The organism is Streptococcus nasisuis (assembly GCF_040836615.1).
Taxonomy (GTDB): Bacteria; Bacillota; Bacilli; order Lactobacillales; family Streptococcaceae; genus Streptococcus; species Streptococcus suis_V.
On sequence record NZ_CP162268.1, the window covers coordinates 480,813 to 504,660 of the forward strand.

22 protein-coding genes are annotated in these 23,848 nt (G+C 43.3%); 18 read left to right on the plus strand and 4 right to left on the minus strand.

What is annotated here, in order from left to right; translation table 11 throughout:
* Positions 1 to 87: 87 nt before the first annotated feature.
* The gene (locus tag AB1F57_RS02520) at positions 88 to 1,833 is read right to left on the minus strand and encodes an ABC transporter ATP-binding protein (RefSeq protein ID WP_167785900.1); all 1,746 of its coding nucleotides are present in this window, start codon (positions 1,831 to 1,833) and stop codon (positions 88 to 90) included.
* Positions 1,823 to 3,580 (minus strand): ABC transporter transmembrane domain-containing protein, encoded by a 1,758-nt coding sequence (locus AB1F57_RS02525; RefSeq protein ID WP_167785899.1) that lies wholly within the window; start codon positions 3,578 to 3,580, stop codon positions 1,823 to 1,825. The genes AB1F57_RS02520 and AB1F57_RS02525 overlap by 11 nt, the downstream gene beginning before the upstream one ends.
* 412 nt (positions 3,581 to 3,992) lie before the next feature.
* Between AB1F57_RS02525 and AB1F57_RS02530 the strand changes: the two genes are divergently transcribed.
* The 3 genes from AB1F57_RS02530 to AB1F57_RS02540 all read left to right on the plus strand — a co-directional run bounded on the left by AB1F57_RS02530 (position 3,993) and on the right by AB1F57_RS02540 (position 6,376).
* Positions 3,993 to 4,259 carry an ACT domain-containing protein gene (locus AB1F57_RS02530; RefSeq protein WP_167785898.1) on the plus strand — a complete coding sequence of 89 codons (267 nt, stop codon included), beginning with the start codon at positions 3,993 to 3,995 and terminating at the stop codon, positions 4,257 to 4,259.
* A 10-nt stretch (positions 4,260 to 4,269) separates the two neighbouring features.
* Complete coding sequence (locus AB1F57_RS02535) at positions 4,270 to 5,607, plus strand: PFL family protein (protein ID WP_167785897.1); 1,338 nt, start codon at positions 4,270 to 4,272, stop codon at positions 5,605 to 5,607.
* Between the two features lie 73 nt (positions 5,608 to 5,680).
* Positions 5,681 to 6,376, plus strand: a complete 696-nt coding sequence (locus AB1F57_RS02540) for a histidine phosphatase family protein (protein WP_167785896.1) — start codon at positions 5,681 to 5,683, stop codon at positions 6,374 to 6,376.
* A gap of 81 nt (positions 6,377 to 6,457) precedes the next feature.
* Here AB1F57_RS02540 and AB1F57_RS02545 read toward each other — a convergent pair whose 3' ends face one another.
* Positions 6,458 to 7,150, minus strand: coding sequence for an ABC transporter permease (locus AB1F57_RS02545; RefSeq protein WP_167785895.1), 693 nt, complete (start codon positions 7,148 to 7,150; stop codon positions 6,458 to 6,460).
* The gene (locus AB1F57_RS02550) at positions 7,134 to 8,030 is read right to left on the minus strand and encodes an ATP-binding cassette domain-containing protein (RefSeq protein ID WP_167785894.1); all 897 of its coding nucleotides are present in this window, start codon (positions 8,028 to 8,030) and stop codon (positions 7,134 to 7,136) included. The genes AB1F57_RS02545 and AB1F57_RS02550 overlap by 17 nt, the downstream gene beginning before the upstream one ends.
* 97 nt (positions 8,031 to 8,127) lie before the next feature.
* Here AB1F57_RS02550 and AB1F57_RS02555 point away from each other — a divergent pair, with 97 nt between their 5' ends.
* The 15 genes from AB1F57_RS02555 (at position 8,128) to AB1F57_RS02625 (ending at position 23,834) form a co-directional block, all read left to right on the plus strand.
* Entirely contained in the window at positions 8,128 to 8,988 is an 861-nt protein-coding gene (locus tag AB1F57_RS02555; protein ID WP_167785893.1) for an Rgg/GadR/MutR family transcriptional regulator, read from the plus strand.
* Between the two features lie 253 nt (positions 8,989 to 9,241).
* A complete protein-coding gene (locus AB1F57_RS02560; RefSeq protein WP_167785892.1) occupies positions 9,242 to 9,505 on the plus strand; it encodes a hypothetical protein in 264 nt (87 codons plus the stop codon).
* A gap of 100 nt (positions 9,506 to 9,605) precedes the next feature.
* On the plus strand, positions 9,606 to 9,929 hold the full coding sequence (locus tag AB1F57_RS02565; RefSeq protein WP_167785891.1) for a PadR family transcriptional regulator: 324 nt from the start codon (positions 9,606 to 9,608) through the stop codon (positions 9,927 to 9,929).
* Positions 9,919 to 10,419, plus strand: a complete 501-nt coding sequence (locus AB1F57_RS02570; protein WP_167785890.1) for a DUF2812 domain-containing protein — start codon at positions 9,919 to 9,921, stop codon at positions 10,417 to 10,419. Before AB1F57_RS02565 ends, AB1F57_RS02570 begins: the two co-directional genes overlap by 11 nt.
* A gap of 165 nt (positions 10,420 to 10,584) precedes the next feature.
* The gene (hrcA, locus tag AB1F57_RS02575; protein ID WP_367986329.1) at positions 10,585 to 11,619 is read left to right on the plus strand and encodes a heat-inducible transcriptional repressor HrcA; all 1,035 of its coding nucleotides are present in this window, start codon (positions 10,585 to 10,587) and stop codon (positions 11,617 to 11,619) included.
* A gap of 12 nt (positions 11,620 to 11,631) precedes the next feature.
* The gene (gene grpE, locus AB1F57_RS02580) at positions 11,632 to 12,144 is read left to right on the plus strand and encodes a nucleotide exchange factor GrpE (RefSeq protein WP_105138438.1); all 513 of its coding nucleotides are present in this window, start codon (positions 11,632 to 11,634) and stop codon (positions 12,142 to 12,144) included.
* Positions 12,145 to 12,576 (plus strand): GNAT family N-acetyltransferase, encoded by a 432-nt coding sequence (locus AB1F57_RS02585; RefSeq protein WP_105138439.1) that lies wholly within the window; start codon positions 12,145 to 12,147, stop codon positions 12,574 to 12,576.
* 188 nt (positions 12,577 to 12,764) lie between these two features.
* Positions 12,765 to 14,588, plus strand: coding sequence for a molecular chaperone DnaK (gene dnaK / locus AB1F57_RS02590; RefSeq protein WP_105138440.1), 1,824 nt, complete (start codon positions 12,765 to 12,767; stop codon positions 14,586 to 14,588).
* A gap of 475 nt (positions 14,589 to 15,063) precedes the next feature.
* Positions 15,064 to 16,194: a molecular chaperone DnaJ gene (dnaJ, locus tag AB1F57_RS02595; RefSeq protein ID WP_170239381.1), complete on the plus strand. Its 1,131-nt coding sequence runs from the start codon at positions 15,064 to 15,066 to the stop codon at positions 16,192 to 16,194.
* Positions 16,195 to 16,375: 181 nt separating this feature from the next.
* Complete coding sequence (locus tag AB1F57_RS02600) at positions 16,376 to 17,203, plus strand: lipoate--protein ligase family protein (RefSeq protein ID WP_105138443.1); 828 nt, start codon at positions 16,376 to 16,378, stop codon at positions 17,201 to 17,203.
* A 66-nt stretch (positions 17,204 to 17,269) separates the two neighbouring features.
* Positions 17,270 to 18,718: an amidase gene (locus AB1F57_RS02605; protein ID WP_174853282.1), complete on the plus strand. Its 1,449-nt coding sequence runs from the start codon at positions 17,270 to 17,272 to the stop codon at positions 18,716 to 18,718.
* A gap of 123 nt (positions 18,719 to 18,841) precedes the next feature.
* On the plus strand, positions 18,842 to 19,717 hold the full coding sequence (locus AB1F57_RS02610; RefSeq protein WP_105138445.1) for a transporter substrate-binding domain-containing protein: 876 nt from the start codon (positions 18,842 to 18,844) through the stop codon (positions 19,715 to 19,717).
* 91 nt (positions 19,718 to 19,808) lie between these two features.
* A complete protein-coding gene (locus AB1F57_RS02615) occupies positions 19,809 to 20,480 on the plus strand; it encodes an amino acid ABC transporter permease (protein ID WP_367986044.1) in 672 nt (223 codons plus the stop codon).
* 160 nt (positions 20,481 to 20,640) lie between these two features.
* Positions 20,641 to 22,530, plus strand: a complete 1,890-nt coding sequence (locus tag AB1F57_RS02620; RefSeq protein ID WP_367986045.1) for an Eco57I restriction-modification methylase domain-containing protein — start codon at positions 20,641 to 20,643, stop codon at positions 22,528 to 22,530.
* Entirely contained in the window at positions 22,530 to 23,834 is a 1,305-nt protein-coding gene (locus tag AB1F57_RS02625; protein ID WP_170239258.1) for an AbiH family protein, read from the plus strand. The genes AB1F57_RS02620 and AB1F57_RS02625 overlap by 1 nt, the downstream gene beginning before the upstream one ends.
* The last annotated feature ends 14 nt before the right edge of the window (positions 23,835 to 23,848 follow it).

Sequence of the window (23,848 nt, forward strand, 5' to 3'; positions counted from 1 at the left end):
CCGAGGGAGCTAGGCTAGATTGATTTTTATGGAATATATATAGAATAGAAAGAGGAGCACCTGGCTGAGGTGCTCCTTTTACAATCTTTACTCTGCCAATTGGCCTGCTTGCAATTGGTACATGCGTTGGTAGGTGCCTTTCATGGCCAAGAGTTGCTCGTGGTTGCCCGACTCGATAATCTTGCCCTTGTCCAAGACATAGATGCAATCGGCATCTTGGATGGTGGATAGGCGGTGGGCGATGGCAATGGTGGTCCGTCCTTGACGCATTTTTTCCAGGGAATGCTGGACAGTTTGCTCGGTTTCGGAGTCAATATTGGCTGTGGCCTCATCTAAAATCAGGATTTTAGGCTGGCTGGCCATGGTGCGAGCAAAGGCCAGCAATTGACGTTGTCCAGTTGAGAAGGCGGAACCTTTTTCGGTAACCAGGTGGTCATAGCCGTCTGGTAATTTTTCGATAAAGGGAGCAGCGTCCACAAAACGGGCTGCCTCCTCGACCTGCTCTCTACTGATATCCTGATACATCTGGATATTGGAGGCAACGGTTCCGTGATAGAGGAAGGGGTCCTGCAAGACCAGACCGATATTTGACCGCAATTCCTGGGCAGGGAAGGTCCGGATATCCTGACCGTCAATCAGAATCCGCCCGGATTCAAATTCGTAAAAACGCATGAAGACGTTGATAATAGATGATTTTCCAGAACCGGTCGCGCCGACAAAGGCGATAGTCTGGCCTTTCTTGACCTGAAAAGAAACTTTGTCAAGGATTTTCCGTTTGCCGTCGTAGGAGAAGGAAACGTCCTCAAAAACGATATCTCCCTGGCTGATACGGGCTCCCTGGTCAACCTGCTGGGGTTCCTCAATGGTCTGGTCCATAAGGGTAAAGACACGACCGGCCGAAACCATGGAGGTTTGCAGGGTAGAGAAATGCTGGGTGACCTCCAAAAGCGGGTCGAAGAGGCGGTTAGCATATTGGATGAAGGCGTAAATCATCCCAGCAGATACAGTAGCGTCTGACCAGTCCAAGCCGAAGTAGCTAATCAGCAGGGCATAGGTCAAAATCTTAATCAGCGATAGGGCAGGACGGAGGAAGAGACTGTCCAGGGCCATAGACTTGCTGGCATAGGCCAGGTGTTCCTGGTTGATAGCCTCAAATTCCTCAGTTAGACGTTTTTCCTGAGAAAAGGCCTGAATAATCCGGATGCCCTCGATAGACTCTGCTAGCTTGCTGTTGATGTTGCTGAGGAGACTGCGTGTCTTAGCGACGACAGGAGCGGATTTTTTGCGGTAAAGATTGACCAGGGTGAAGATGACGGGCAGGAAAAGTACCAGCATGGAGGTCAATTTCCAGTCCAGGGCAAACATGGTATAGAGAGTAACCACGATGACAAAGAGGGCTGAAATAAAGCTGGATAGGATTCCTGAGAACATCTCTGAGATACTTTCCGTGTCATTGGTTAGGCGAGACACGATAGAACCGCTCGGTGTTTGGTCGAAATAGGCCATGCCTAGAGATTGGACCTTGCCAAAGGCATCCCGACGAATATCTCGGACTACGCTATAGGAAACCTTGGCAAACCAAATATTGCCTAGATACTGAAAGAGCATCTGCACCAGATAAAGCCCAAAGTAGGCAGCCAGAATCATGGTCCCAGACTGGGAGATATGGCCGATATAATTGTCAATAAAGTGGGAGGCTAGAAGGGGAATGATGCTGCGAACAACAGTCGTCAGCAAGAGAAAGGTCAGGGCTGCCCCGGTCAGGAGCGAGTAGGGTTTGAGATAGGATAGGAGGCGCCAGAAAACGCCTTTTTCTTTTGATTTAGCTTGCATTTTCTTCCTCCATTTCCAGTTGTTGCATCATGTAGGTGTCGTAGTACCAGGCTTGATTTTCCAAGAGTTCCTGGTGGGTACCCCGCTCGGCGATTTTTCCGTCTTCCATAACCAAAATCAAGTCAGCATGGACTACAGCTGAGAGCCGGTGGGCTGTGATAATAGTGGTCTTGTCCAGACGGCTGCTCTTGATATTTTCGATAATAGCATGTTCTGTCTTGGCATCGACTGCTGATAGGGAATCATCCAAAATCAGGATGTCAGGGTTGAGAATCATGGCACGGGCCATGGCTAGACGTTGTTTCTGCCCACCAGATAGGGAAATCCCTTTCTCACCGACCATGGTCGCAAAGCCGTCAGGCATATCTTCGATGTCTGCATAGACATGGACAGTTTTGGCCGCCTCTTTGATGTGCTGCAATTCCAAATCAGGGTCGCCAAAGCTGATATTGTCCGCAACACTGGCCGCAAAGAGAAATTGGTCCTGGGGAACATAGCCCATAAGGGCACGCAGGTCTGCCAGGCGGTAGTTTTTGATGTCCTGCCCGTTTAGGGAAATAGCGCCCTGGTCTACATCATATTCCCGTAGGAGAAGCTTGATGAGACTGGTCTTACCAGAACCTGTTGGACCAACCAGGCCGATAGTCTGACCTTTTTCAATGCTGAAGTGAATATCTTCTAAGGTAGGCTGCTCAGAATCCTTATCGTAAGAAAAGCGGTCGACCTTGTAGGAGATTTGTCCATTTTCTGGTGCTGGCAGAGGCTTGCTGGCCTCTTTTACATCAGAATGAACATCCAGTAAACTCTGGATGCGGTCGTAGGAAACAGCACCACGCTGGGTAATATTAAAGAGGAAACCGATAGCCATGAGGGGCCAGACCAGCAGGTCCAGGTAAGTCATAAAGGTGACCAATTGCCCTAAGGTAACCTGGCCCTGGGCGATGAATTGGGAGCCAAAAATCAAGGTGAGAACATAGGAGAGTCCGACAAAGAAGAGGACAGCTGGGTCGAAGAGGGAATCGTAGCGCATGGTCTTGAGGTTTTGGAGGTAGGCTGCCTGGTTGACCTCTTGAAAGGCCTTGCTTTCCTGCTCTTGGTAGCCGAAGGACTTGGTGACTTTGATACCAGACACAGATTCCTGGACCTTATTGTTCAGCTCTGAAAAGGCAGCTTGAGAGGCCTTGAAATTTTCATGAGTGCGGCGGCCCAGATAGCTGGTCGCCATAGCCATGAAGGGCAGGGGCAGGATAGCTACCAGGGTCATTTGCCAAGAAATCAGAAAACTCATGGTTACCAGGGTCACCACAGCGGTCACGGTCGCATCGACGAAGGACATAACACCGCCTCCTGCGAGACGGGTCAAGGCATTGATATCATTGGTGGCATGGGCCATGAGGTCACCGGTCCTGTGATTTTGGAAAAATGAGGGCGACATATTCATAAAATGCTCAAAGAGACGAGCCCGCATAATTTTTCCTAGACGAAAAGAGGTGGCTAGGATATTCATTCGCCAGACATAGCGGAGGGCGTACATGCCAAAGCCAGATAGGATAAGCCCCAGAACGCCCAAGAGGAGTTCCTGTCCTGTCAGTGCACGGCTGTCGATTTGGTCAATGATTTCTCCCATAATATAGGCCGGCAGCAGGTTGAGGAGACTGACCAGACACAGAGATATAATGCCAAGGAGGTAGCGCTTTTTCTCTAGCTTAAAAAACCACCAGAGTTGTTTGACAATTTTCATAATCATCCTTTCTTTTATTTCATAGAGTTTGGGCAAAATAAAGGCTGGATATCCTTTCTAAGACTCCAACGGATAGTTCCTGTTTTTTGTTAGAGATTGAGGTAGCGTAGCAAATTCCGTTTGTTCGCGTTTTAGGCTCCGAACCAGTCATAACGAATGATACGGACTCTGTTCGCTCCCTCTCCAACTTCCAACAGTCTCTCCCAGACTGTGGAGTCATACAGGTTATAAATGTACATTCCAGTGTAACATACTATTCAGAAAAAGGAAAGTAAGTAGCCGTGAGGACTATTTTTTGAGATTGTCCTTGTCTTTCAGATAAACTGGAGATGCGAACATTTCGAGGTCAATATGTCCTAGCAATTCCGTTTTCCTCTTATTTGTGGTAAAATAGGAGAAAATTTTATGAGGTAGAAACATGAAAGCAATTGTTACTGTTGTAGGAAAAGATAAGACAGGTATCGTGGCAGGTGTTGCAAGCAAACTTGCGGCCTTGGGGCTCAATATCGATGACATTTCACAGACCGTTTTAGACCAGTATTTCACTATGATGGCGGTGGTATCTGCCGAAGAAAAGAAGGACTTTACAAAGCTTCGTGCAGAATTGGAAGCTTACGGTGAGGCTTTAAACATTAAAATCAATATTCAAAGTGCAGCAATTTTTGATGCGATGCACAATTTGTAAGAGGTAGACCATGGATATTAGACAAGTTACTGAAACCATTGAGATGATCGAGGAGCAGCACTTCGATATTCGGACCATTACTATGGGAATTTCCCTCCTAGACTGTATTGATTCGGATATTGATAAGGCTGCGGAGAAGATTTATACAAAAATTACGACTAAGGCCAAGAACTTGGTAGCAGTCGGTGATGAGATTGCGGCAGAATTGGGCATTCCCATTGTCAACAAACGGGTATCGGTGACGCCTATTGCTTTGATTGGTGCATCGACGGATGCGACGGATTATCTTCCCTTGGCTCATGCCTTGGACAAGGCGGCTCATGAGATCGGCATCGATTTTATCGGAGGCTTTTCAGCTCTCGTTCAAAAGGGCTACCAAAAAGGAGATGAAATCCTCATCAACTCTATACCGCAGGCATTGGCCCAAACCTCTAAGGTCTGCTCGTCGGTCAATATCGGCTCAACCAAGACGGGTATCAATATGACGGCTGTGCGGGACATGGGGCGGATCATCAAGGAGACGGCGGAGGCTTCTGATATGGGGGCGGCTAAACTTGTAGTCTTTGCCAATGCGGTCGAGGACAATCCTTTCATGGCGGGCGCCTTCCACGGTGTCGGCGAGGCAGACGTGGTCATCAACGTCGGCGTGTCAGGTCCCGGTGTGGTCAAGCGTGCTCTTGAAAAAGTCCGTGGTGAGAGCTTTGATGTGGTGGCGGAGACCGTCAAGAAAACGGCCTTCAAGATTACCCGTATCGGTCAGTTGGTCGGCAATATGGCTAGCGAACGCCTGGGTGTCAAGTTCGGTATTGTGGACCTGTCGCTTGCTCCAACGCCAGCGGTTGGGGACTCAGTGGCACGTGTCTTAGAGGAAATGGGACTGGAAACAGTCGGTACCCACGGAACGACTGCTGCCCTGGCTTTGCTCAATGACGCTGTCAAAAAAGGTGGGGTTATGGCTTGTAACCAAGTAGGTGGTTTATCCGGCGCATTCATTCCTGTATCTGAAGATGAAGGGATGATTGCAGCGGTACAAAGTGGATCGCTCAATCTTGAAAAATTAGAAGCTATGACTGCGATTTGTTCTGTCGGTTTGGACATGATTGCCATTCCAGAAACGACTCCAGCCGAAACCATTGCAGCAATGATTGCAGATGAGGCAGCCATTGGGGTAATTAATCAAAAAACAACAGCAGTCCGTATTATTCCATTGGGTAAGGAAGGTGACATGATCGAATTTGGAGGTCTTCTAGGAACAGCTCCTGTTATGAAAGTCAACCAAGCATCTTCTGTTGATTTTATCAACCGAGGTGGTCAGATTCCTGCGCCAATTCATAGTTTTAAGAATTAAAAAACGTAGACCGATTGCCCAAGCAGTCGGTTTTTTGTTATACTATATAGTAAGAAATGACAAGGAGAATACTATGGCAGACGTAAGATTATACATTTCCCGTCATGGAAAAACGATGTTTAATACAATTGGTCGGGTACAAGGTTGGTGTGATACGCCTCTTACCAAAAAGGGAGAAGAAGGTATTCGTGAGTTAGGGCTTGGACTGAAAGATACCGGAGTTGATTTCAAATTAGCTGTGTCAAGCGACTTGGGACGAACAGTTCAAACGATGACCATTGCTTTGCGGGAATTGGAAAAATTAGGGAAAATTCCATATTATCAGGACAAACGCATCCGTGAATGGTGTTTTGGTAGTTTTGAGGGTATGTATGATGCTGAACTATTTCAAGGAGTTCTTCCTCGCTTGAAAGGAACTGTGGATACGAATGGAATGTCATTTGCAGAAATAGCGACAGGGATTCAAGAAGCAGACACAGCTGGTTGGTCTGAATCATGGGAAGTGCTTAGCAATCGTATTTTGACAGGTTTTGAATCGATTGCTCTAGACTTGGAAAAGCAAGGTGGGGGCAATGCCCTTGTAGTCAGTCATGGTATGACCATTGCAACCCTGGCTCATCTGTTGGAGCCAGAGCGTGGTGCCAATGTCTTTCTCGATAACGGTTCAATCACCGTCCTCAAATACGAAAATGGTAAGCTCTTGATTGAGGCGGTTGGGGATATGTCCTACCGCCAACGTGGAGCAGAATTGATTGCCCAAGGGAAATAAATGTGAAATGAAAACAGGTATGTCATACGTTTTTTCGGATGTGTGACATACCTGTTTTTTATATATGAAATCTAAGTTACATCATTTTAACTCTTTCCTGCTGAAGATAAAGTAACTCAGATAGAGATATAGTATAGTAGCCATAAAGCTAACGCCCATGGATAGTCTTGAAATATGTTCTCCTTGTTGAAGCGAAAGAAATAGAAAATAATCTGTTGGTAATTTCATATGGAGTAGGTTACCAGTAATGAGGTTGGAGATATTGTCAAAAAGAAGGCTAATTAAACTAAAGGCAAGATAGGCTTGATTGACCTTATTGGACTTGACAAATATCAGGATGGATAACAGAGAGATACAGATAAATAAAGGTGTTTGAACAATGAAACTTTGTATTATCACTGCAAAATCAACAGGGTCACCCAGAAGTAAGCCAATACTGCTACTCAATAAATAGGCTAGAAGGATATAAGCGAGATCTAGTACAAGGGTTGCTAAGACTTTATAGAAAAACACCCTTTTTCTTGTTTGTTGCTTGATAATAATATGATTGATGGTACGGTAAGTAAAATCTTCTCCAAAGAATAGGTTTGTCGGGACGATAAAAAATAGTGTGATAAATTGAGAAAGCAATTGAATAAAAGAGCTAGTGAAGTCTTCGTTGCCATGCAACAAAAAAGCGGATAAAAAGGACAGTAAAGCCAATATTCCCAATGAAATCGTTAATCTCTGTTCTTTTTGAATCTTAAATAAATCAGCTTTAAAGTAATGTATCATGCTCTTCTCCTTCTTGAAGCAATGTCAGATAATAATCTTCAAATGACATTTGTTGTTTAAAAATTTCTTTGACCTCAATCTCATGGTTTATCAAGAGATGAATGAGGCTCATAACATTCGTATCTGATGACAGACTGATATAATCCTTATCGATTTTGTAAGCGATGCCCTGCTCTTCAAGGATAGTAAAGGTCTTAGGATGGTTGTTTGTTTGTAGATAGAGTTGTTCCTCTAAAGTTTGTTCAAGCTCTTGCTTTGAGAATTCTTTGACGATAAGGCCCTTATGCATAATAATGTATCGATCAACCACCATCTCAAGCTCTGATAGGATATGACTGGAGATAAGGATGGTCATCCCATATTGATTGCGAAGATTTAAAATAATGCTTCTCATTTCTTTGATTCCAACAGGGTCAAGACCATTAATCGGTTCGTCTAGGATTAAAAAGTCAGGCTTATCTAGAATAGCTAAGGCAATAGCTAAACGTTGACGCATTCCCAGTGAAAAATCTTTGGATTTTTTCTTAGGATCCACATCCTCTAAACCAACAATTGCTAATGTCTCTAATATTTTTTCATCAGCTTGCTTAAGGTTTAACTGTAGAGCCATGTAACGAAGATTATCGATTGCAGATAAATTGGGTTGTAGAGCAGGGGATTCAATTAAAGCTCCAATACGACAATCTTTTGAACTAGTAATGGTACCTGAAGTTTGGGAAATGAGGCCCGATAACATTCGGAGAAGCGTTGTTTTCCCAGCACCATTTTCACCGACTAAGCCACAGATTTCTCCTTTATTAATCGTTAAAGAAACCTGCTGAACGGCCTTTTGTTTTCCATATTGCTTTGATAATTCTTGGGTAGATAAGAGAGATGACATAACTACCTGCCTTTCTATAAAAAATGATAAATCTATGATATACTAGATTCAAAAGTTAGCGAATTTCGTTACATAAATGTAACGCGTGGAGAATATAATGGGAACTTACGGAAAAATTTTTAAAATCATTCGTGAATCAAAAAATATGTCTCTAAAAGAAGTGGCAGGGGATTTCGTGACACCTGCTCAGTTATCACGCTTTGAAAATGGAAAGAGCAATCTTTCTGTAGATACATTTTTTTATTGCTTGAGACGGATGAATGTGGTAGAGGGCGAATTTTCTACCCTCTACCAGTCCTACTTTCAGATAGATAATTTGTTTTCATCAGAGGAATTTGTCCGTGCAGTTTATAGTCATAATGCTCAGTATATGGATGATAGAATTTTGTACCATCAAGCAGAGTATGATAGGGATGGACGTCCGTTTGATAGGGTGATGGTTGCGGCCTTTCATATTTTCAAGCAACAATGGTGCGATCCTGATTATGATGTTTCTGAGGATGAAAAAGCTATTCTATCGGACTATTTAATGTCCATAGATGATTGGGGGAAATTTGAACTCTGGATTTTCGGAAATTGTAGCAGAGGTCTTCCTAGCAAGATGTTGGAAGTTCTGGGAATGGAAGTCCTCAATCGAACAAAGTTTTATATGGATATCACAGAAAACAGAGATAATGTCTATAAGGTACTCATCAATATTTCGAGCACTTTGTTAGATAGGGGAGAGGAGATTGCTGCGATTCGCTTTCTCAAAATTCTTGACTCTGTCAATATCATGGAAAAGAATATGCGGGATCGCTTGCTGCTTAAGCTCCTAAAAGCACGCTTGTCCTACATGAATGGAAATGATGGTGGCCTAGAAATAATGAAGGAATGCCTGCATATTGCCAAATTTTTAGATTGCTATGATTTAATCCACCAGGTCAATAAGGAAATTGAGAAAGTTACAGATATGTAATGAATTTTAAGCGGCTCGTCATTTCCTGTAAGATAATACTAGTAAGTTTTACAACTTTACAAAACAATGTTTAGAAACTGTATTCATAAGAAAAGTGCTTTTAGAGAAGAGATGGGTTTTCGCTAATCAAGGCAGTTTTTTGAGGGAATACTGACTGTATTTTGAAAAAAAGAACGATGAGTAGCTGAAAAACTAGCCTTAGCTAGAAGTGCTGAACTGTGAATACAGTTTCTTAATTATCTTGGAGGAAATAATGATGAAGAAATTACTTGTTTTAGGTGCTCTTGCAATGCTAGGTTTTGTAACTTTTGGGCTTCTAACAACTAATAGCAATTCAGCAAGTTCTGAAACGGAGGGCAAGGTAGTTCTGTTTGGAAAAGTCGATTTTTCATACGATGAAGAACAAGACACGGATGAGGAAAGGGAAGAAGTAGCGACGGAGAGCGATGATGCTAGCTGGCTTGAAAACTTTATTACGACACATAAAACACCATTTTCTAAAATAATCAAGAAATGAAATCAGGGAGTTTTCTCTGATTTTTTTCTTGACATGTATATCGAGATGCGATATACTTTACATATCGAAGTACGATATATCGCAGTGCGAAGGGAGTTTTATGAACGATAAGTTAAAACGTGTCTATGTTCCCATGACAGAGACAGCCTTCTATATTCTCTTTCATTTACAGCAGGAACGACATGGTTACGATATTACACAGAAGACTAAGGAAGTCACGGCAGGTCAGGTCGTGATTAGTCCTGGAACCATGTACGGCACCCTGTCGAAAATGGAAAAGGATGGCTTGATTGCCTTTGTCAGAGAAGAAGACAAGCGAAAGTTTTACCAAATAACAGCAACGGGTCGAGAAATTCTGGATATAGAATTGGCTCGAATTGAACGACTTTATCGAAATAGTAAGGGGGAAAGTTATGGAAACTAAGACAGAATGGAAAGTGTTTTTTATCACAGATTTTGAACAGGAAGCAGCTTACCTGAGCACTATGCATCATAAGGGATGGGCATTAGTAGAAATCCAAATGGGGATGTGGTATGTATTTGAATCCTGCCCACCAGAAAATGTGGTCTATCAAGTGGATTTTCGACCAGAAAAGAAGGAAGAGCAAGCTGTTTATGAACAGATGTATCATGATTATGGTTGGGAACATGTCACGGACTGTAATCACTTTGGTATCTTTAGAAAAAAGGGAGGAGGGGATACAGAATTATACAGTGATCTAAAGACAAAGAAGGCCATGGTGTCACGGATTTTCAAACAGCGCTATCTCTTTATTTTGGCTGTTTACGGATTGACCTTGCCGATTTTCCTTAGACACAGTCCGATTTTAGCTCTAGCTATTTCTCTTCTCTATTTGCCCCTCTTAACTATACTTGGCCTGCGTTTTTATCGTATGATGAAGACTGGAAACTAGGTCCTCAGACTGATTTTTAGCACTCTAAGCAAAAGAGTGCTAATTTTTTGTCTTTTTCTCTTGACAATCTATTTTTTCGGCGTATAATGGGAGTATAAATATTAGCACTCGACATACAAGAGTGCTAATGCTAAGAAATCAACCATGTTCATGAAAGGAGCGGAGATGATTACCCAACGTCAAAATGATATTTTGAATCTGATTGTTGAATTGTTTACGCGTCATCATGAGCCAGTTGGTTCTAAGGCCTTGCAGGAAATGATTGCTTCTAGCTCTGCTACTATTCGCAATGATATGGCCAAGCTAGAGCAGTTGGGCTTGCTAGAAAAGGCTCACACATCAAGTGGTCGGATGCCCAGTAGGGCTGGTTTTCAATACTTTGTCAACCACTCGCTCAATCTGGAACACATTGATGAAGAAGATGTTTATCAGGTGGTTAAGGCCTTCGACTTTGAAGCCTTCAAGCTGGAGGACATCTTGGAGCGGGCAAGTCAGGTTCTAGCGGATTTGACAGGCTACACCTCGGTCATTTTAGATGTGGAACCGACCAGTCAGCAGCTGACTTCCTTTGACATCGTGCAGCTCAGCAGCCACGATGCTCTGGCAGTCTTAACTCTGGACCAGTCCAAACCTGTCACTGTTCAATTTGCCATCCCCAAGAATTTCTTGGGGCGCGATTTGGAAGTGCTCAAGCGCTTGGTCAATGAACGATTTCTGGATCAGACGGTCTTGAACATTCATTATAAGTTGCGGACGGAAGTGCCTCAGATTGTTCAGCGTTACTTTACCACGACGGACAATGTTTTGGATTTGATGGAATATATTTTTTCCAGCCTCTTCCAAGAATTGGTCTTTATCGGTGGCAAGGTAGCCTCGCTGACCTATGGCAATCTCGCTACCTACCAGCTCTTGGATAGTCCGCAGGTACTTGCTAGCGAGTTGCGGCAGGGGCTGGAGCAGGAACAGCAGACCAGTATCACAGTGGCGGAACATAGAGAACCTGCTCTTGCAGACATAACGGTGATTCATCATCGCTTTCCAATCCCCTATCGGGGCATGGCTCAGATGAGTTTGCTTGGTCCTGTTGACATGGACTATCGTAGGCAGATGAGCTTAATCAACATCATCAGTCGCGTCCTATTTATGAAATTAACCGATTACTACCGATATTTGAGCAGTAATCATTATGAAGTCAATTAGAAGGAGAATGCTTTGTCAGAAGAAATCAAAAATGAAGAAATTGTAGAAGAGGTTGAAATAACAGAAGAAGTTGTGGAAACGACTGAAAAATCAGAATTGGATTTGGCAAATGAGCGGGCAGAGGAATTTGAAAACAAGTACCTCCGTGCCCACGCTGAAATGCAAAATATCCAACGCCGTGCCAACGAGGAACGCCAAACCATTCAGCGTTACCGTTCGCAAGACTTGGCCAAGAAAATCTTGCCGAGCTTGGATAACTTGGAACGTGCCCTTCAAGTCGAAGGTCTGACAGAAGATGTAAAAAAAGGCTTGGAAATGGTACAGGAAAGCTTGATTCAAGCCCTCAAAGAAGAAGGGGTGGAAGAAGTCGCAACCGATGTCTTTGACCCAAATCTTCACATGGCCATTCAAACAGTCCCAGCTACAGACGATTGCCCAGCAGAACACATCGCACAAGTCTTCCAAAAAGGCTACAAGCTGCATGAACGTCTGTTGAGACCGGCTATGGTGGTGGTGTCGGAATAAATGATAGAGCTACGCGAAATTAGCGATGAAAATTTTTACGATTGCTTACATATTGATTCTGGTATATCTAAAGAAGATTATGTCGATTCAGTTGAGTTTTCATTGGCAGAGGCTTGGAGTCTCCGACCGTTCTCGCATCCGAAAGCCATTTACAATGGGATGGATTTGATAGGCTACGTTTCGCTTTACTGCAAAGACAGAAATGGTGAAATCATCAATTTTGTAATTGATAAGCAACATCAAAGAAAAGGGCTTGGGAGAAAAGCAGTAGAAGTCTGTATAGACTATCTGAAAACAGAGTACAGTCTAGCCCAAATTTCCCTACCAGTTCATAAAGAACATTTGGAAGCTAGAAATTTCTGGAAGAAGTTCGGCTTTCAAGAATCAAACAACATTGAAGATGACTATATCTTCATGCGTCGAACAACCTGACCGAAATGTCATTAAACTAGGCGGTAAGTCAGAAATCTTTGATTTCGTTGACGCACCCCCCGCAAGGCTGACTAGAATTTTCATAGCCTATCAGGCGTAGAAAGTTCAGTCAGCTACTGCGAAAATATTATATAGGGTAAAACCTAACTAATGATGTAGTAGAAAAAACTTAAAAAGAGGTAACACACATGTCTAAAATTATCGGTATTGACTTAGGTACAACAAACTCAGCAGTTGCAGTTCTTGAAGGAACTGAATCAAAAATTATCGCAAACCCAGAAGGAAACCGCACAACTCCGTCTGTTGTGTCTTTCAAAAATGGTGAAATCATCGTTGGTGATGCGGCAAAACGCCAAGCAGTAACCAACCCAGATACCATCATCTCTATCAAATCAAAAATGGGAACTTCTGAAAAAGTTTCAGCAAATGGCAAAGAATACACACCACAAGAAATCTCAGCAATGATCCTTCAATACTTGAAAGGCTACGCTGAAGAGTACCTTGGTGAAAAAGTAACTAAAGCCGTTATCACTGTTCCTGCTTACTTCAACGATGCTCAACGTCAAGCAACCAAAGATGCTGGTAAAATCGCTGGTCTTGAAGTAGAACGTATCGTCAACGAGCCAACTGCAGCAGCCCTCGCTTACGGTTTAGACAAGACTGACAAAGATGAAAAAATCTTGGTATTCGACCTTGGTGGTGGTACCTTTGACGTATCAATCCTTGAGCTTGGTGACGGTGTCTTCGATGTACTTGCAACAGCAGGTGACAACAAGCTCGGTGGTGACGACTTTGACCAAAAGATCATCGACCACATGGTAGCAGAATTTAAGAAAGAAAACGGTATCGACTTGTCAGCTGACAAGATGGCCCTTCAACGTTTGAAAGATGCGGCTGAAAAAGCCAAGAAAGATCTTTCAGGTGTCACTTCAACTCAAATCAGCTTGCCGTTCATCACTGCAGGTGCAGCTGGTCCGCTTCACTTGGAAATGACATTGACTCGTGCGAAATTTGATGAATTGACTTACGATCTTGTAGAACGTACAAAGACTCCAGTTCGTCAAGCCCTTTCAGATGCAGGCCTTAGCTTGTCAGAAATTGACGAAGTAATCCTTGTTGGTGGTTCAACTCGTATCCCAGCTGTTGTAGAAGCTGTTAAGGCTGAAACTGGCAAAGAACCAAACAAATCTGTAAACCCTGACGAAGTCGTTGCTATGGGTGCGGCAATCCAAGGTGGTGTTATCACTGGTGATGTGAAAGACGTTGTCCTTCTTGACGTAACACCATTATCACTTGGTATTGAAACAATGGGTGGTGTATTTACAAAACTCATCGACCGCAACACAACGATCCCAACTTCTAAATCACAAGTCTTCTCAACTGCTGCAGACAACCAGCCAGCTGTTGACATCCACGTGCTTCAAGGTGAGCGCCCAATGGCAGCGGACAACAAGACTCTTGGTCGTTTCCAATTGACTGACATTCCAGCAGCACCTCGTGGTATTCCACAAATCGAAGTAACATTTGATATCGATAAGAACGGTATCGTTTCTGTAAAAGCCAAAGACCTTGGTACACAAAAAGAACAAACTATCGTTATCCAGTCTAACTCAGGTTTGACAGATGAAGAAATCGACCGCATGATGAAAGATGCAGAAGCTAACGCTGAAGCAGATAAGAAACGTAAGGAAGAAGTGGACCTTCGTAACGATGTGGACCAAGCAATCTTTGCGACTGAGAAAACTCTGAAAGAAACTGAAGGCAAAGGCTTCGACGCAGAACGCGACCAAGCCCAAGCAGCTCTTGACGAGTTGAAAGCAGCTCAAGAAGCAAACAACTTGGACGACATGAAGGCTAAACTTGAAAACCTCAACGAAAAAGCCCAAGCCCTTGCAGTGAAACTCTATGAGCAAGCCGCAGCAGCACAACAAGCAGCCGCAGGCCAAGAGGGTGCACAAACTGCTGACAATGCAGGCGATGATGTGGTAGACGGCGAGTTTACTGAAAAGTAGTACTCCTCGAAATTCTTCACTAGGCTTCGTTAACTCTCCTCGATGAACTCCAGTTCAATCTTCGTCCAGTTGCCTAGCCTAGTCTTGAATTTCTTTGAGTATCTAGAACAAGGAAAGTTATCTTTTTTCTGAAGTTCTTAGCTCGAACTCAGTTCTCATCTACCCGAGAATAGAAATCATTCGTCAATAAAATTTCCAATCACAGAGGTTGCAACCCAGCCTCTGTTTTTGGGTAATGTGCGTCAGCAAGAGCGACCAGGGGTCGCTAAAACGATAGTTACCGCCGCTGTGGTATTTCGGGAAGTTTCAATACCTTAGGCTTGAAACTTAGCTAGAGAGATTTTTGAGACTTAGGGAAGAGGTTTTATTGGCAACAAAGTTGACAATAAGAAACCTCTAGCCATAAGCGAGGAAAAGCTCACAGCGTCCCCGCAGCCTAAGGCAACTATCAAAAATAAAAGATAAGGTATCTTATATGAACAATACAGAATACTATGATCGTCTCGGCGTCTCTAAGGACGCCTCACAGGACGAAATTAAAAAAGCTTATCGTAAGCTATCAAAAAAATATCACCCAGACATTAACAAGGATGCTGGTGCGGAAGATAAATATAAGGAAGTTCAAGAGGCCTACGAGACCTTGAGCGATCCTCAAAAACGTGCCTCTTATGACCAATTTGGTGCGGCTGGAGCCAATGGTGGCTTCGGCGGTGGCGGATTTGGTGGCTTTGACGGTGCTGGTTTCGGCGGTTTCGAGGATATCTTCTCTAGTTTCTTCGGCGGTGGAACTGCTCAACGTAATCCTAATGCACCTCGTCAGGGAGATGATTTGCAGTACCGTGTCAATTTGAAATTTGAAGAGGCTATTTTCGGTGCTGAAAAAGAAGTTTCCTACAACCGTGAGGCAACTTGTCGTACCTGTACTGGTTCGGGTGCCAAACCTGGGACCAGTCCTGTAACTTGTGGACGCTGTCATGGCTCTGGTGTTATCAATGTTGATACACAGACACCACTTGGAACCATGCGCCGTCAGATGACCTGTGATGTCTGTCACGGTCGTGGCAAGCAGATTAAGGATCCGTGTACGACCTGTCGTGGAACTGGTCATGAGAAACAGGCTCACACTGTTACGGTCAAGGTTCCTGCAGGTGTCGAAACTGGTCAGCGTATCCGTCTGGCTGGTCAAGGTGAAGCTGGATTTAACGGAGGCTCTTACGGAGATCTCTATGTAGTCGTTCAAGTCGAGGCATCGGATAAATTTGAGCGTGAAGGTACGACCATTCTTTACAAATTGGACCTCAACTTTGTTCAAGCTGCACTAGGTGACACCGTCCATGTGCCAACGGTTCATGGTGATGTGGATATGGTTATTCCGGAAGGAACCCAGACAGGCAAGACCTTCCGTCTTAAAGGCAAGGGTGCGCCAAGTATCCGCGGGGGTGCCATGGGTGACCAGTATGTCACTGTCAATGTAGTGACACCAACAGGGCTCAATGACCGCCAGAAAGCAGCTTTAAAAGACTTTGCGGCAGCAGGCAATATCAATGTGCATCCGCAGAAAAAAGGCTTTTTCGACAAGGTCAAGGACGCTTTTGAAGATTTATAAGAGAGATTGGATTGGCACTGCCAGTCCTTTTTCTGTATCATACTCAATGAAAAATCAAATTAAATAATGCGAGGTTGGATGTTATATCAAACCTCTTTTTCTATATCAGTATTTTTTTTCAAATAGTTCCAACAGTCTTATGGTAAAATAAGAGCATTAGTAGAAATGAAAGGGATTACGGATGGACAAGTGGTTGACTGGTCTTGACCTGAAAAAATACCAGGACCGTTCGGGTCTGGCAGGGAGTAAGCAGGGCCCCTTGGTCTGGACAGAAGTCTTTTTGCGCGAGGTCAATCGACAGACCCAGCAAGGCATTCTGCACTACTGGCCCATGGATACTACGGTCATATTGGGTATGATGGACAGTCAGGTGCCGGACTTGGCGGCTGGTCTGGCTCATATTAAACAGGCTGGCTACAGCCCTATTATCCGTAGTCTGGGTGGTTTGGCAGTGGTGGCTGACCAAGGCGTACTCAATCTGACCTTGATTTTGCCGAATGCTCAAGGGCATCAGGTCAACCTCCACGAAAGCTATCAGGTCATGGTGGACTTGATTAGCCAGTCTTTGGCGGATTTTCCAGTTCAAGTGGAGAGTGGCGAAATAGCGACTTCCTACTGCCCAGGCACCTATGATTTGTCTATCCAGGGGCGGAAGTTTGCTGGCTTGGCCCAGCGGGTCTATAAGCAGGCCATTGCTATTTCAGCCTATATCAGTGTTCATGGCAATCAAGCAGCTCGAGGCCAGCTGGTGGCTGATTTTTACCAGGAGAGTAGTGGTGGTCAACCGATACTAGACCGCTATCCCCAGGTCAATCCAGATTCTATGGCCAATCTCTCAGACCTGGTTGGTCGTGAATTGACAGTCGAGGATATGCAGAAGCGAATTGAAGTCGTCCTAGAGAGAAATGGTGCTAGGCTTTCAAACTATTATCCTTCGTCGGACAATATGGCTGACTTTATGGACCTGGGACGAGGAATTAAGGAGTTTCAGGAGAAGTATGGCATATAGTCGTATCAAGTTTTGCCCTCAGGCTAGCTAGCAGCTCTGCTATTTACAAAAGAGAAAGGTATAGATATGGAATGGATGGATGCGACAGCTCAGGCTCAGGCTGTCAATGGCGGACAGGTTTCGGCCAAGGAACTGGTCCAAGAGGCTATCAAGAAGATAGAGGTGCTAAATCCGCAGTTTAATGCGGTGGTCTACACCCAGTATGACCAGGCTCTAGCTGAGGCAGAAGAGCAAGGTTTTTTGGGTAAACCTTTTGCTGGGGTTCCTTTGCTGTTAAAGGATTTAGGGCAAAATAAAAAGGGGCATCCCTCTTCAGCGGGTTCTCGGTTGTTTCAGGGGCATTCGGTCGGCCATACGGATAGGTATGTGCAAGCTCTCAAGGACCTGGGCTTTATTATTCTGGGTCGGACCAATACTCCGGAGTTTGGCTTTAAAAATATCTCGGATGCTCTGGTCCATGGTCCGGTTAATCTCCCATCAGATGTCAAGCGCAATGCTGGCGGTTCAAGCGGAGGAGCAGCTGCAGCCCTGGCTTCTGGAATGGTCAGCATTGCGGCAGCATCGGACGGTGGTGGTTCCATTCGGATTCCCGCGTCCTTCAATAGTTTGATTGGTCTCAAGCCCAGTCGTGGGCGCATTCCTGTTGGTCCCAAGTCTTTCCGAGGTTGGCAGGGGGCTTCTAGCAACTTTGCCTTGACCAAGTCCGTGCGGGACACCAAGCGGCTGCTTTATCATTTTCAAACCTATCAGGTTGAGGCGCCTTTTCCCTTGGCAACCCTTTCGGAAGAGTCGATTTTCAGGCCTCTTAATCGCCCTTTGAAAATTGCCTTTACCTGTCAGTCCCCTATTGGTAGCAAGGTTAGTCTGGAAGCGCAGACGGCGGTTCTTCAGCTGGTCGACCACCTTCTAGGGATGGGTCATCAAGTGGAGGAATTACAGCGACAGCCCTTGGACGGGAGTGAAGTGATGCAGTCCTATTATATTATGAATAGCGTAGAGACTGCTCAGATGTTTGATGAAATTGAAGCGGCTTTTGGACGCCCAATGACTCTGGATGACATGGAGCCCATGACCTGGGCCATTTATCAGAGCGGTCAAACCATACCGGCCAAGCTTTATTCAAAGGTTTTACAGGATTGGGACCGCTACAGTGCCAGCATGCAGGAATTTCACCAGACCTACGATATTCTCCTGACTCCCACGGTGGCAGATGTGGCTCCTCTTCATGGTCAATTTCAGCCGTCTGTTGATTTAGAAACCCGCCTCAAGCAGACCCAGGAATATTCAATGGCTGCTCAGCAGGACTTGATTTGGGAGATGTTTGCGGACAGTCTCGCTCTTACTCCCTTTACGCAACAGGCCAATATTACAGGTCAACCATCCATTAGCTTGCCGACGCATGTTACCAAAGAAGGCCTACCGATAGGGGTCCAATTGACAGCAGCTAAGGGCCGAGAAGATATCCTTTTACAGTTAGCCCAGGACTTGGAAGATGCCCATTTGTTTAGAATGTAAATGCTACAAAAAACGGTACCAAATTCTTGCCAAATCTTTTTCAAAATGTTACCCTATTAAAGTTGGTGGGTTAACACCAAAAATAAATAAAAAGGAAGTTTGTCACTTCCAGAGGAGATTGACATGTTGAAAAAATTGTTGGCATCAGCCTTTCTTGTATCTACACTAACGCTGGCAGCTTGCTCAAGCAACGCTTCGAAGACAGAAGAAGCAGCTGCAGAACCAACCAAATGGGAACAAGTCAAGGAAGCAGGTGTCTTGAAAGTTGCGACCCCAGGTACGCTTTTCCCAACGTCATACTACAATGACAAGAAGGAATTGGTCGGTTATGAAGTCGATATGATGAAGGAAATCGGCAAGCGCTTGGATCTCGAAATTGAATTCCAAGAAATCGGTGTAGCAGAAGCTCTGACATCAGTAGACTCAGGCAAGGTAGATGTTTCAGTAAACAACCTGCAGCCAACAGCTGAGCGTAAGGAAAAATACAACCTCTCTGAGGCTTACAAGTATTCTGTATCTGGTATGATTGTCCGTGAAGATGGTTCATCAAACATCACCGCAAAGGACCTTTCAGACTGGAAGGGTAAAAAAGCTGGTGGTGGTGCTGGTACAACCTTCATGAAGATTGCTGAAAAGCAAGGCGCAGAGCCAGTTATCTACGATAACGTAACCAACGACGTTTACCTTCGCGATGTATCCACTGGTCGAACAGACTTTATTCCAAATGACTACTTCACACAAGTGGTCGCAGTTAAGATGATTACTGCAAAATTCCCAGATATCAAAGTGAAGATGGGTGATGTTCGTTACAATCCAAACGAATCTGTGATTGTCATGAGCAAGGAAGATGACAGCTTGAAGCAAGAGTTGGATAAGGTCATCAAAGAAATGAAGGAAGATGGTAGTTTGAAAGCTATCTCTGAAAAACACTATGCTGGACAAGACTTGACCAAACCTGCTGAAGGTGCAGATGAGTTGCCAGTAGTAGACGTTGACTAAACATCAGAAAGGTTGGAAGTGATTCCTACCTTTTTATCTAGTAAAGAAAGGACGGGTGTTGACCTGGTCGGCGCCTCCATGGTATTTCTCTATGTCTATCAATTGGCAGGGAGTTTTTGATCCAAAACTAGCTTTTGAGGCTATTCCGCTTATTCTAGAGGGCTTGCCCTATACATTGGCTCTCTCTCTTATCGGCTTTGCCCTAGGGACCTTTTGTGGCTTTTTTGTAGCCTTGATGCGTATGTCTAAGCTTGCCGTCCTCCGCTGGTTGGCTATGGCTCATATTTCCCTCATGCGGGGTATTCCGCTTATGGTCTTGCTTTTCTTTATCTATTTTGGTCTGCCCTTTATGGGCATTCAGCTGGATGCGATATCAGCGTCCATCATTGCCTTTACTTCCATGTCATCGGCCTACATCTCGGAAATCATCCGTTCTTCCCTGTCGGCTATTGATAAGGGTCAATGGGAGGCGGCACGCAGTCTGGGCCTCAAGACCAATGTGATTTATCGAAAAATCATTATTCCCCAAGCCTTCCGAATTGCTCTCCCTCCATTGAGCAATGTTCTCTTGGATATGGTAAAAAGTACCTCTCTGACAGCTATGATTACAGTGCCTGAAATTTTCAACAAGGCCAAGATAGTCGGCGGTGCTAAGTCTGACTACATGACGGTCTATATCTGCGTAGCCTTGATTTATTGGGTCATTTGTACACTCTATGCTGTGGGGCAGTTACGCTTGGAAAAACGTCTGGCTACTTATTAAAAAAAGAAAAAGCCCTGAAAAGAACCTCCTTATACTGTTCATATAAGGAGGTTCTTTTCACACCCAATGCTTTTTTTATTTTTTACACTCCTCTGAAAACGATTTTATTACTTGTAAAGAAATGGTATAATAGAAGGTAAATAAAGAGAAAAGGTGCCATATGACGACCATAGATATTAGCGAAGAATCATTAGCAAGAGAGTCCACTGGTCTTCTTCGGACCCTCTTGAAAGATCGAACGACCAACAAGTCCATTGTGTGGGCGACCCATTCCTATGAGTTATTGGGAAAAGGGTTTGGCTTGTATGATCGCATCACCCCAAGTAAAGTGACGGGTCCCTATGCCAACCTCATCCAGCCACGCTCAGAAAAGTCCAAGTACGAGCAAAAAGACCGTACTAAAGTTCGAGCAGAAGTTTTCACCCCAACCTGGTTGGTCAAACAGCAGATTGATGCCGTGGACCAAGACTTCCAAGACCAAGACCTAGAGACCTACCTGGACCTCAAATGGTTGGAAATCACCTGCGGGGAAGCCCCTTACATGGTCTCCCGCTACGATACCGTGACTGGACAAGCTCTCGACCTTGAAGAGCGGGTCGGTTTTTTGGACCGCAAGCTCCATCGTCTATCTGAGGAAGTCCACGAGGAAGAAGCTTGGTTCCAAGGAGCAGTGACTGCCTACCAGAACGCCTATGGTTATGAATATCAAGGAGATTCCCTGCTCTTGGCGCGAGAAAACCTCCTAGCCAGCTTCATCGACTACTATCAAGCCAAGTTTGACCAGGAACCCAGCCCCAGCCAGAAACAGACCATTGCCCAGATTATTTCCTACAATGTCCTGCAGATGGACGGCCTGACCTATACCAGCCCCTACTCCCAGCAAGCAAAGGAAGCTGTTCAACTCAGCCTTTTTGAGGAAATAGCAGAGCAGACCAGCCAGCCACAAAAGGCACAAATCAAAGATTGGAAAACAAATAAGTTGATAGATTTTGAGCATCTATCACAAGGAGAAAGCCCTATGAAATTTGATGTTGTCATTGGAAACCCACCGTATCAGGAAGAATTGGAAGGTACAAGTGATAAGCAAATCTATAATTTATTTATGGAGTCAGGTTATAAAATTGGCAAAATAGGAATCTTTATTACTCCAGGAAAGTTTCTGTTTAATGCAGGAAAGACGCCCAAAGCATGGAATAATAAAATGCTTACTGATAGATATCTGAGAGTTGTGATGTATGAACCGGATTCCAGGAAAATATTTACAAATACTAGCCTTTCTAGTTCTCTTGTCATTACTATTAGAAATATTGAGAAACCAGGAAATCCAATTGTAAAATTTTATGCTGATGAAAGAATGAGAACGATTGTAAATAAAGTACAGACGATTCCAAGGAAGCATTCTTTAATGAATAGTGTTACCTTACAATCTAAATTTGATCTCTCTAAATTAGTGCAAGATTTTCCGGATGATTCTAAGAAAATTGGATCTGAAAGAAGATTAATAACATCAATTCTTCAAAAAGATTTTTCATTTTTTATGGATTCAAAGTTAGATGATAATTTTATTAAAATTTGGGGAAATGATAGAGATGGGAATTTAAGTTTTCGATTTATACATAACAAATATATTGACAGCTCTCAAGTAAATTTGCCTCGGTATAAAGTAATATTAGGAGCTACCAACGGGGGAGCTGGAAAACTTGGATCAACAATTGTAAATATTATTGGACAACCCAAAATAATTCATCCATATGAGGGTTTTACTCAAACGTTTATTTCGATTGGAAATTTTGATTGTTTAGAAGAAGCAGAAAATTTGAGCAAATATCTAAAGTGCAAATTTTCAAGGTTTTTGATTGGAACTTTAAAGGCAACATCAAGGCTAAATAAAGAAGTTTTTGAAAACGTCCCTCTCCAAGATTTTACGTCAAGCTCGGACATCGACTGGTCCCAGTCGGTGGCGGAGATTGACGCGCAGTTGTATAAAAAATACGGCCTTTCTCAGGAAGAGATTGACTTTATTGAATCCAAAGTTAGGGAGATGGACTGATGACAGACAATCAGCAAGTAGCCACTGAATTATTTGTGGTTGGGAATGGTCTGGATTTACAATGTGGTCTCGAAACGACATATGAAAACTTTTTAAAATATGTTTTTTCGCAGAAAAAAAGTGAGCTATCTATCGATACAGAAGAAATTGATTTGAGTATTGTAGCTGATAGGTTTGAGAATAGATTTGATTTTTATAGCACTAATTGGTTCGAGCATAGTGGAAAAGAAGTTTATTCGTTTGTAAATATTTGGTATCAAATTTTTCTACATGAAAAAATGTTGGAAAATCGAAATTGGTCAAACGTTGAAAGTATGATTGCTCATTATTTGAAAGAAGAACATCTCATTTATAATATTGCAAGTGTCATTAAGTACAAGAAAAGAAAAATAGTTTCCCTTGGAAAGCAAACGGTTTACAGAGTTCCAAGTATGCAGGGGAGTCAGACTAACTTTTTTGCAAAATTAGCATATGTGTTGGTTAAAAAAGATTTGACTTTACTACAACTTCCAGAAACGGAATCTTATCAAAAGATTCAAGAAATCTATGATAATGTTGTTGAATATGAATTAGAGGATATTCAGTCTTTAGTTGCAGATGTTTTGCTACATGAATTAAATGAATTGGAATACGACTTTCAATGCTTTTTACGATATAGATTGTCTGAAACTCCAAACTACAATGAAAAAATAAACAGTCTTTTGAGAAGGATGGTTGACCCAGAAAAGGAAATATTTACTGCTGTCCCAATTCCTTATCATTTACTTAGTTTTAATTACTCATCACTTTGGTCTCAAATGTTTCGGCCGAAATTCTCTCCAGTAAAATTTTTGGACGTACATGGTAAAATTCCAGATGATGAAGGTTTGAGGTTTTCAAATATTATTTTTGGTGTGGATCATTCATTGTTTCAAGCTAGTGAATTGGAATATCGATTCACAAAGACATATCGTACATTAAAATCCTATACACAAGGTTTTGAAAAAATAGGTGAGGGTCGTGATATTTATACAAAAGATATTCAAACTATTAAGTTCTATGGTCATTCTCTAGCAGAAGCGGATTATGCCTATTTTCAGCAGTTGTTTGATTACTATGATTTATACTCCAATCCAAATCTTAGCTTAATTTTCTTTTATAGTATTTATGATAAAAGCAAAAGTCATGAAATTGAGCATGAACAAATTATGGCGATTTCACGGTTGATTGAGAAATACGGTCAAACTTTAGATAATAAAGATCACGGAAAGAACTTATTAACACGACTGATACAAACTAAACGATTACAAATGATTAAGATTTAATGCAAACAAGAGGT

Excerpts from the sequence above, each read along its gene's own strand:
- AB1F57_RS02520 (WP_167785900.1), bottom strand. The coding sequence starts at position 1,833 with ATGCAAGCTAAATCAAAAGAAAAAGGCGTTTTCTGGCGCCTCCTATCC.
- AB1F57_RS02525 (WP_167785899.1), bottom strand. The coding sequence starts at position 3,580 with ATGATTATGAAAATTGTCAAACAACTCTGGTGGTTTTTTAAGCTAGAG.
- AB1F57_RS02530 (WP_167785898.1), top strand. The coding sequence starts at position 3,993 with ATGAAAGCAATTGTTACTGTTGTAGGAAAAGATAAGACAGGTATCGTG.
- AB1F57_RS02535 (WP_167785897.1), top strand. The coding sequence starts at position 4,270 with ATGGATATTAGACAAGTTACTGAAACCATTGAGATGATCGAGGAGCAG.
- AB1F57_RS02540 (WP_167785896.1), top strand. The coding sequence starts at position 5,681 with ATGGCAGACGTAAGATTATACATTTCCCGTCATGGAAAAACGATGTTT.
- AB1F57_RS02545 (WP_167785895.1), bottom strand. The coding sequence starts at position 7,150 with ATGATACATTACTTTAAAGCTGATTTATTTAAGATTCAAAAAGAACAG.
- AB1F57_RS02550 (WP_167785894.1), bottom strand. The coding sequence starts at position 8,030 with ATGTCATCTCTCTTATCTACCCAAGAATTATCAAAGCAATATGGAAAA.
- AB1F57_RS02555 (WP_167785893.1), top strand. The coding sequence starts at position 8,128 with ATGGGAACTTACGGAAAAATTTTTAAAATCATTCGTGAATCAAAAAAT.
- AB1F57_RS02560 (WP_167785892.1), top strand. The coding sequence starts at position 9,242 with ATGATGAAGAAATTACTTGTTTTAGGTGCTCTTGCAATGCTAGGTTTT.
- AB1F57_RS02565 (WP_167785891.1), top strand. The coding sequence starts at position 9,606 with ATGAACGATAAGTTAAAACGTGTCTATGTTCCCATGACAGAGACAGCC.
- AB1F57_RS02570 (WP_167785890.1), top strand. The coding sequence starts at position 9,919 with ATGGAAACTAAGACAGAATGGAAAGTGTTTTTTATCACAGATTTTGAA.
- hrcA (WP_367986329.1), top strand. The coding sequence starts at position 10,585 with ATGATTACCCAACGTCAAAATGATATTTTGAATCTGATTGTTGAATTG.
- AB1F57_RS02585 (WP_105138439.1), top strand. The coding sequence starts at position 12,145 with ATGATAGAGCTACGCGAAATTAGCGATGAAAATTTTTACGATTGCTTA.
- dnaK (WP_105138440.1), top strand. The coding sequence starts at position 12,765 with ATGTCTAAAATTATCGGTATTGACTTAGGTACAACAAACTCAGCAGTT.
- dnaJ (WP_170239381.1), top strand. The coding sequence starts at position 15,064 with ATGAACAATACAGAATACTATGATCGTCTCGGCGTCTCTAAGGACGCC.
- AB1F57_RS02600 (WP_105138443.1), top strand. The coding sequence starts at position 16,376 with ATGGACAAGTGGTTGACTGGTCTTGACCTGAAAAAATACCAGGACCGT.
- AB1F57_RS02605 (WP_174853282.1), top strand. The coding sequence starts at position 17,270 with ATGGAATGGATGGATGCGACAGCTCAGGCTCAGGCTGTCAATGGCGGA.
- AB1F57_RS02610 (WP_105138445.1), top strand. The coding sequence starts at position 18,842 with ATGTTGAAAAAATTGTTGGCATCAGCCTTTCTTGTATCTACACTAACG.
- AB1F57_RS02615 (WP_367986044.1), top strand. The coding sequence starts at position 19,809 with ATGTCTATCAATTGGCAGGGAGTTTTTGATCCAAAACTAGCTTTTGAG.
- AB1F57_RS02620 (WP_367986045.1), top strand. The coding sequence starts at position 20,641 with ATGACGACCATAGATATTAGCGAAGAATCATTAGCAAGAGAGTCCACT.
- AB1F57_RS02625 (WP_170239258.1), top strand. The coding sequence starts at position 22,530 with ATGACAGACAATCAGCAAGTAGCCACTGAATTATTTGTGGTTGGGAAT.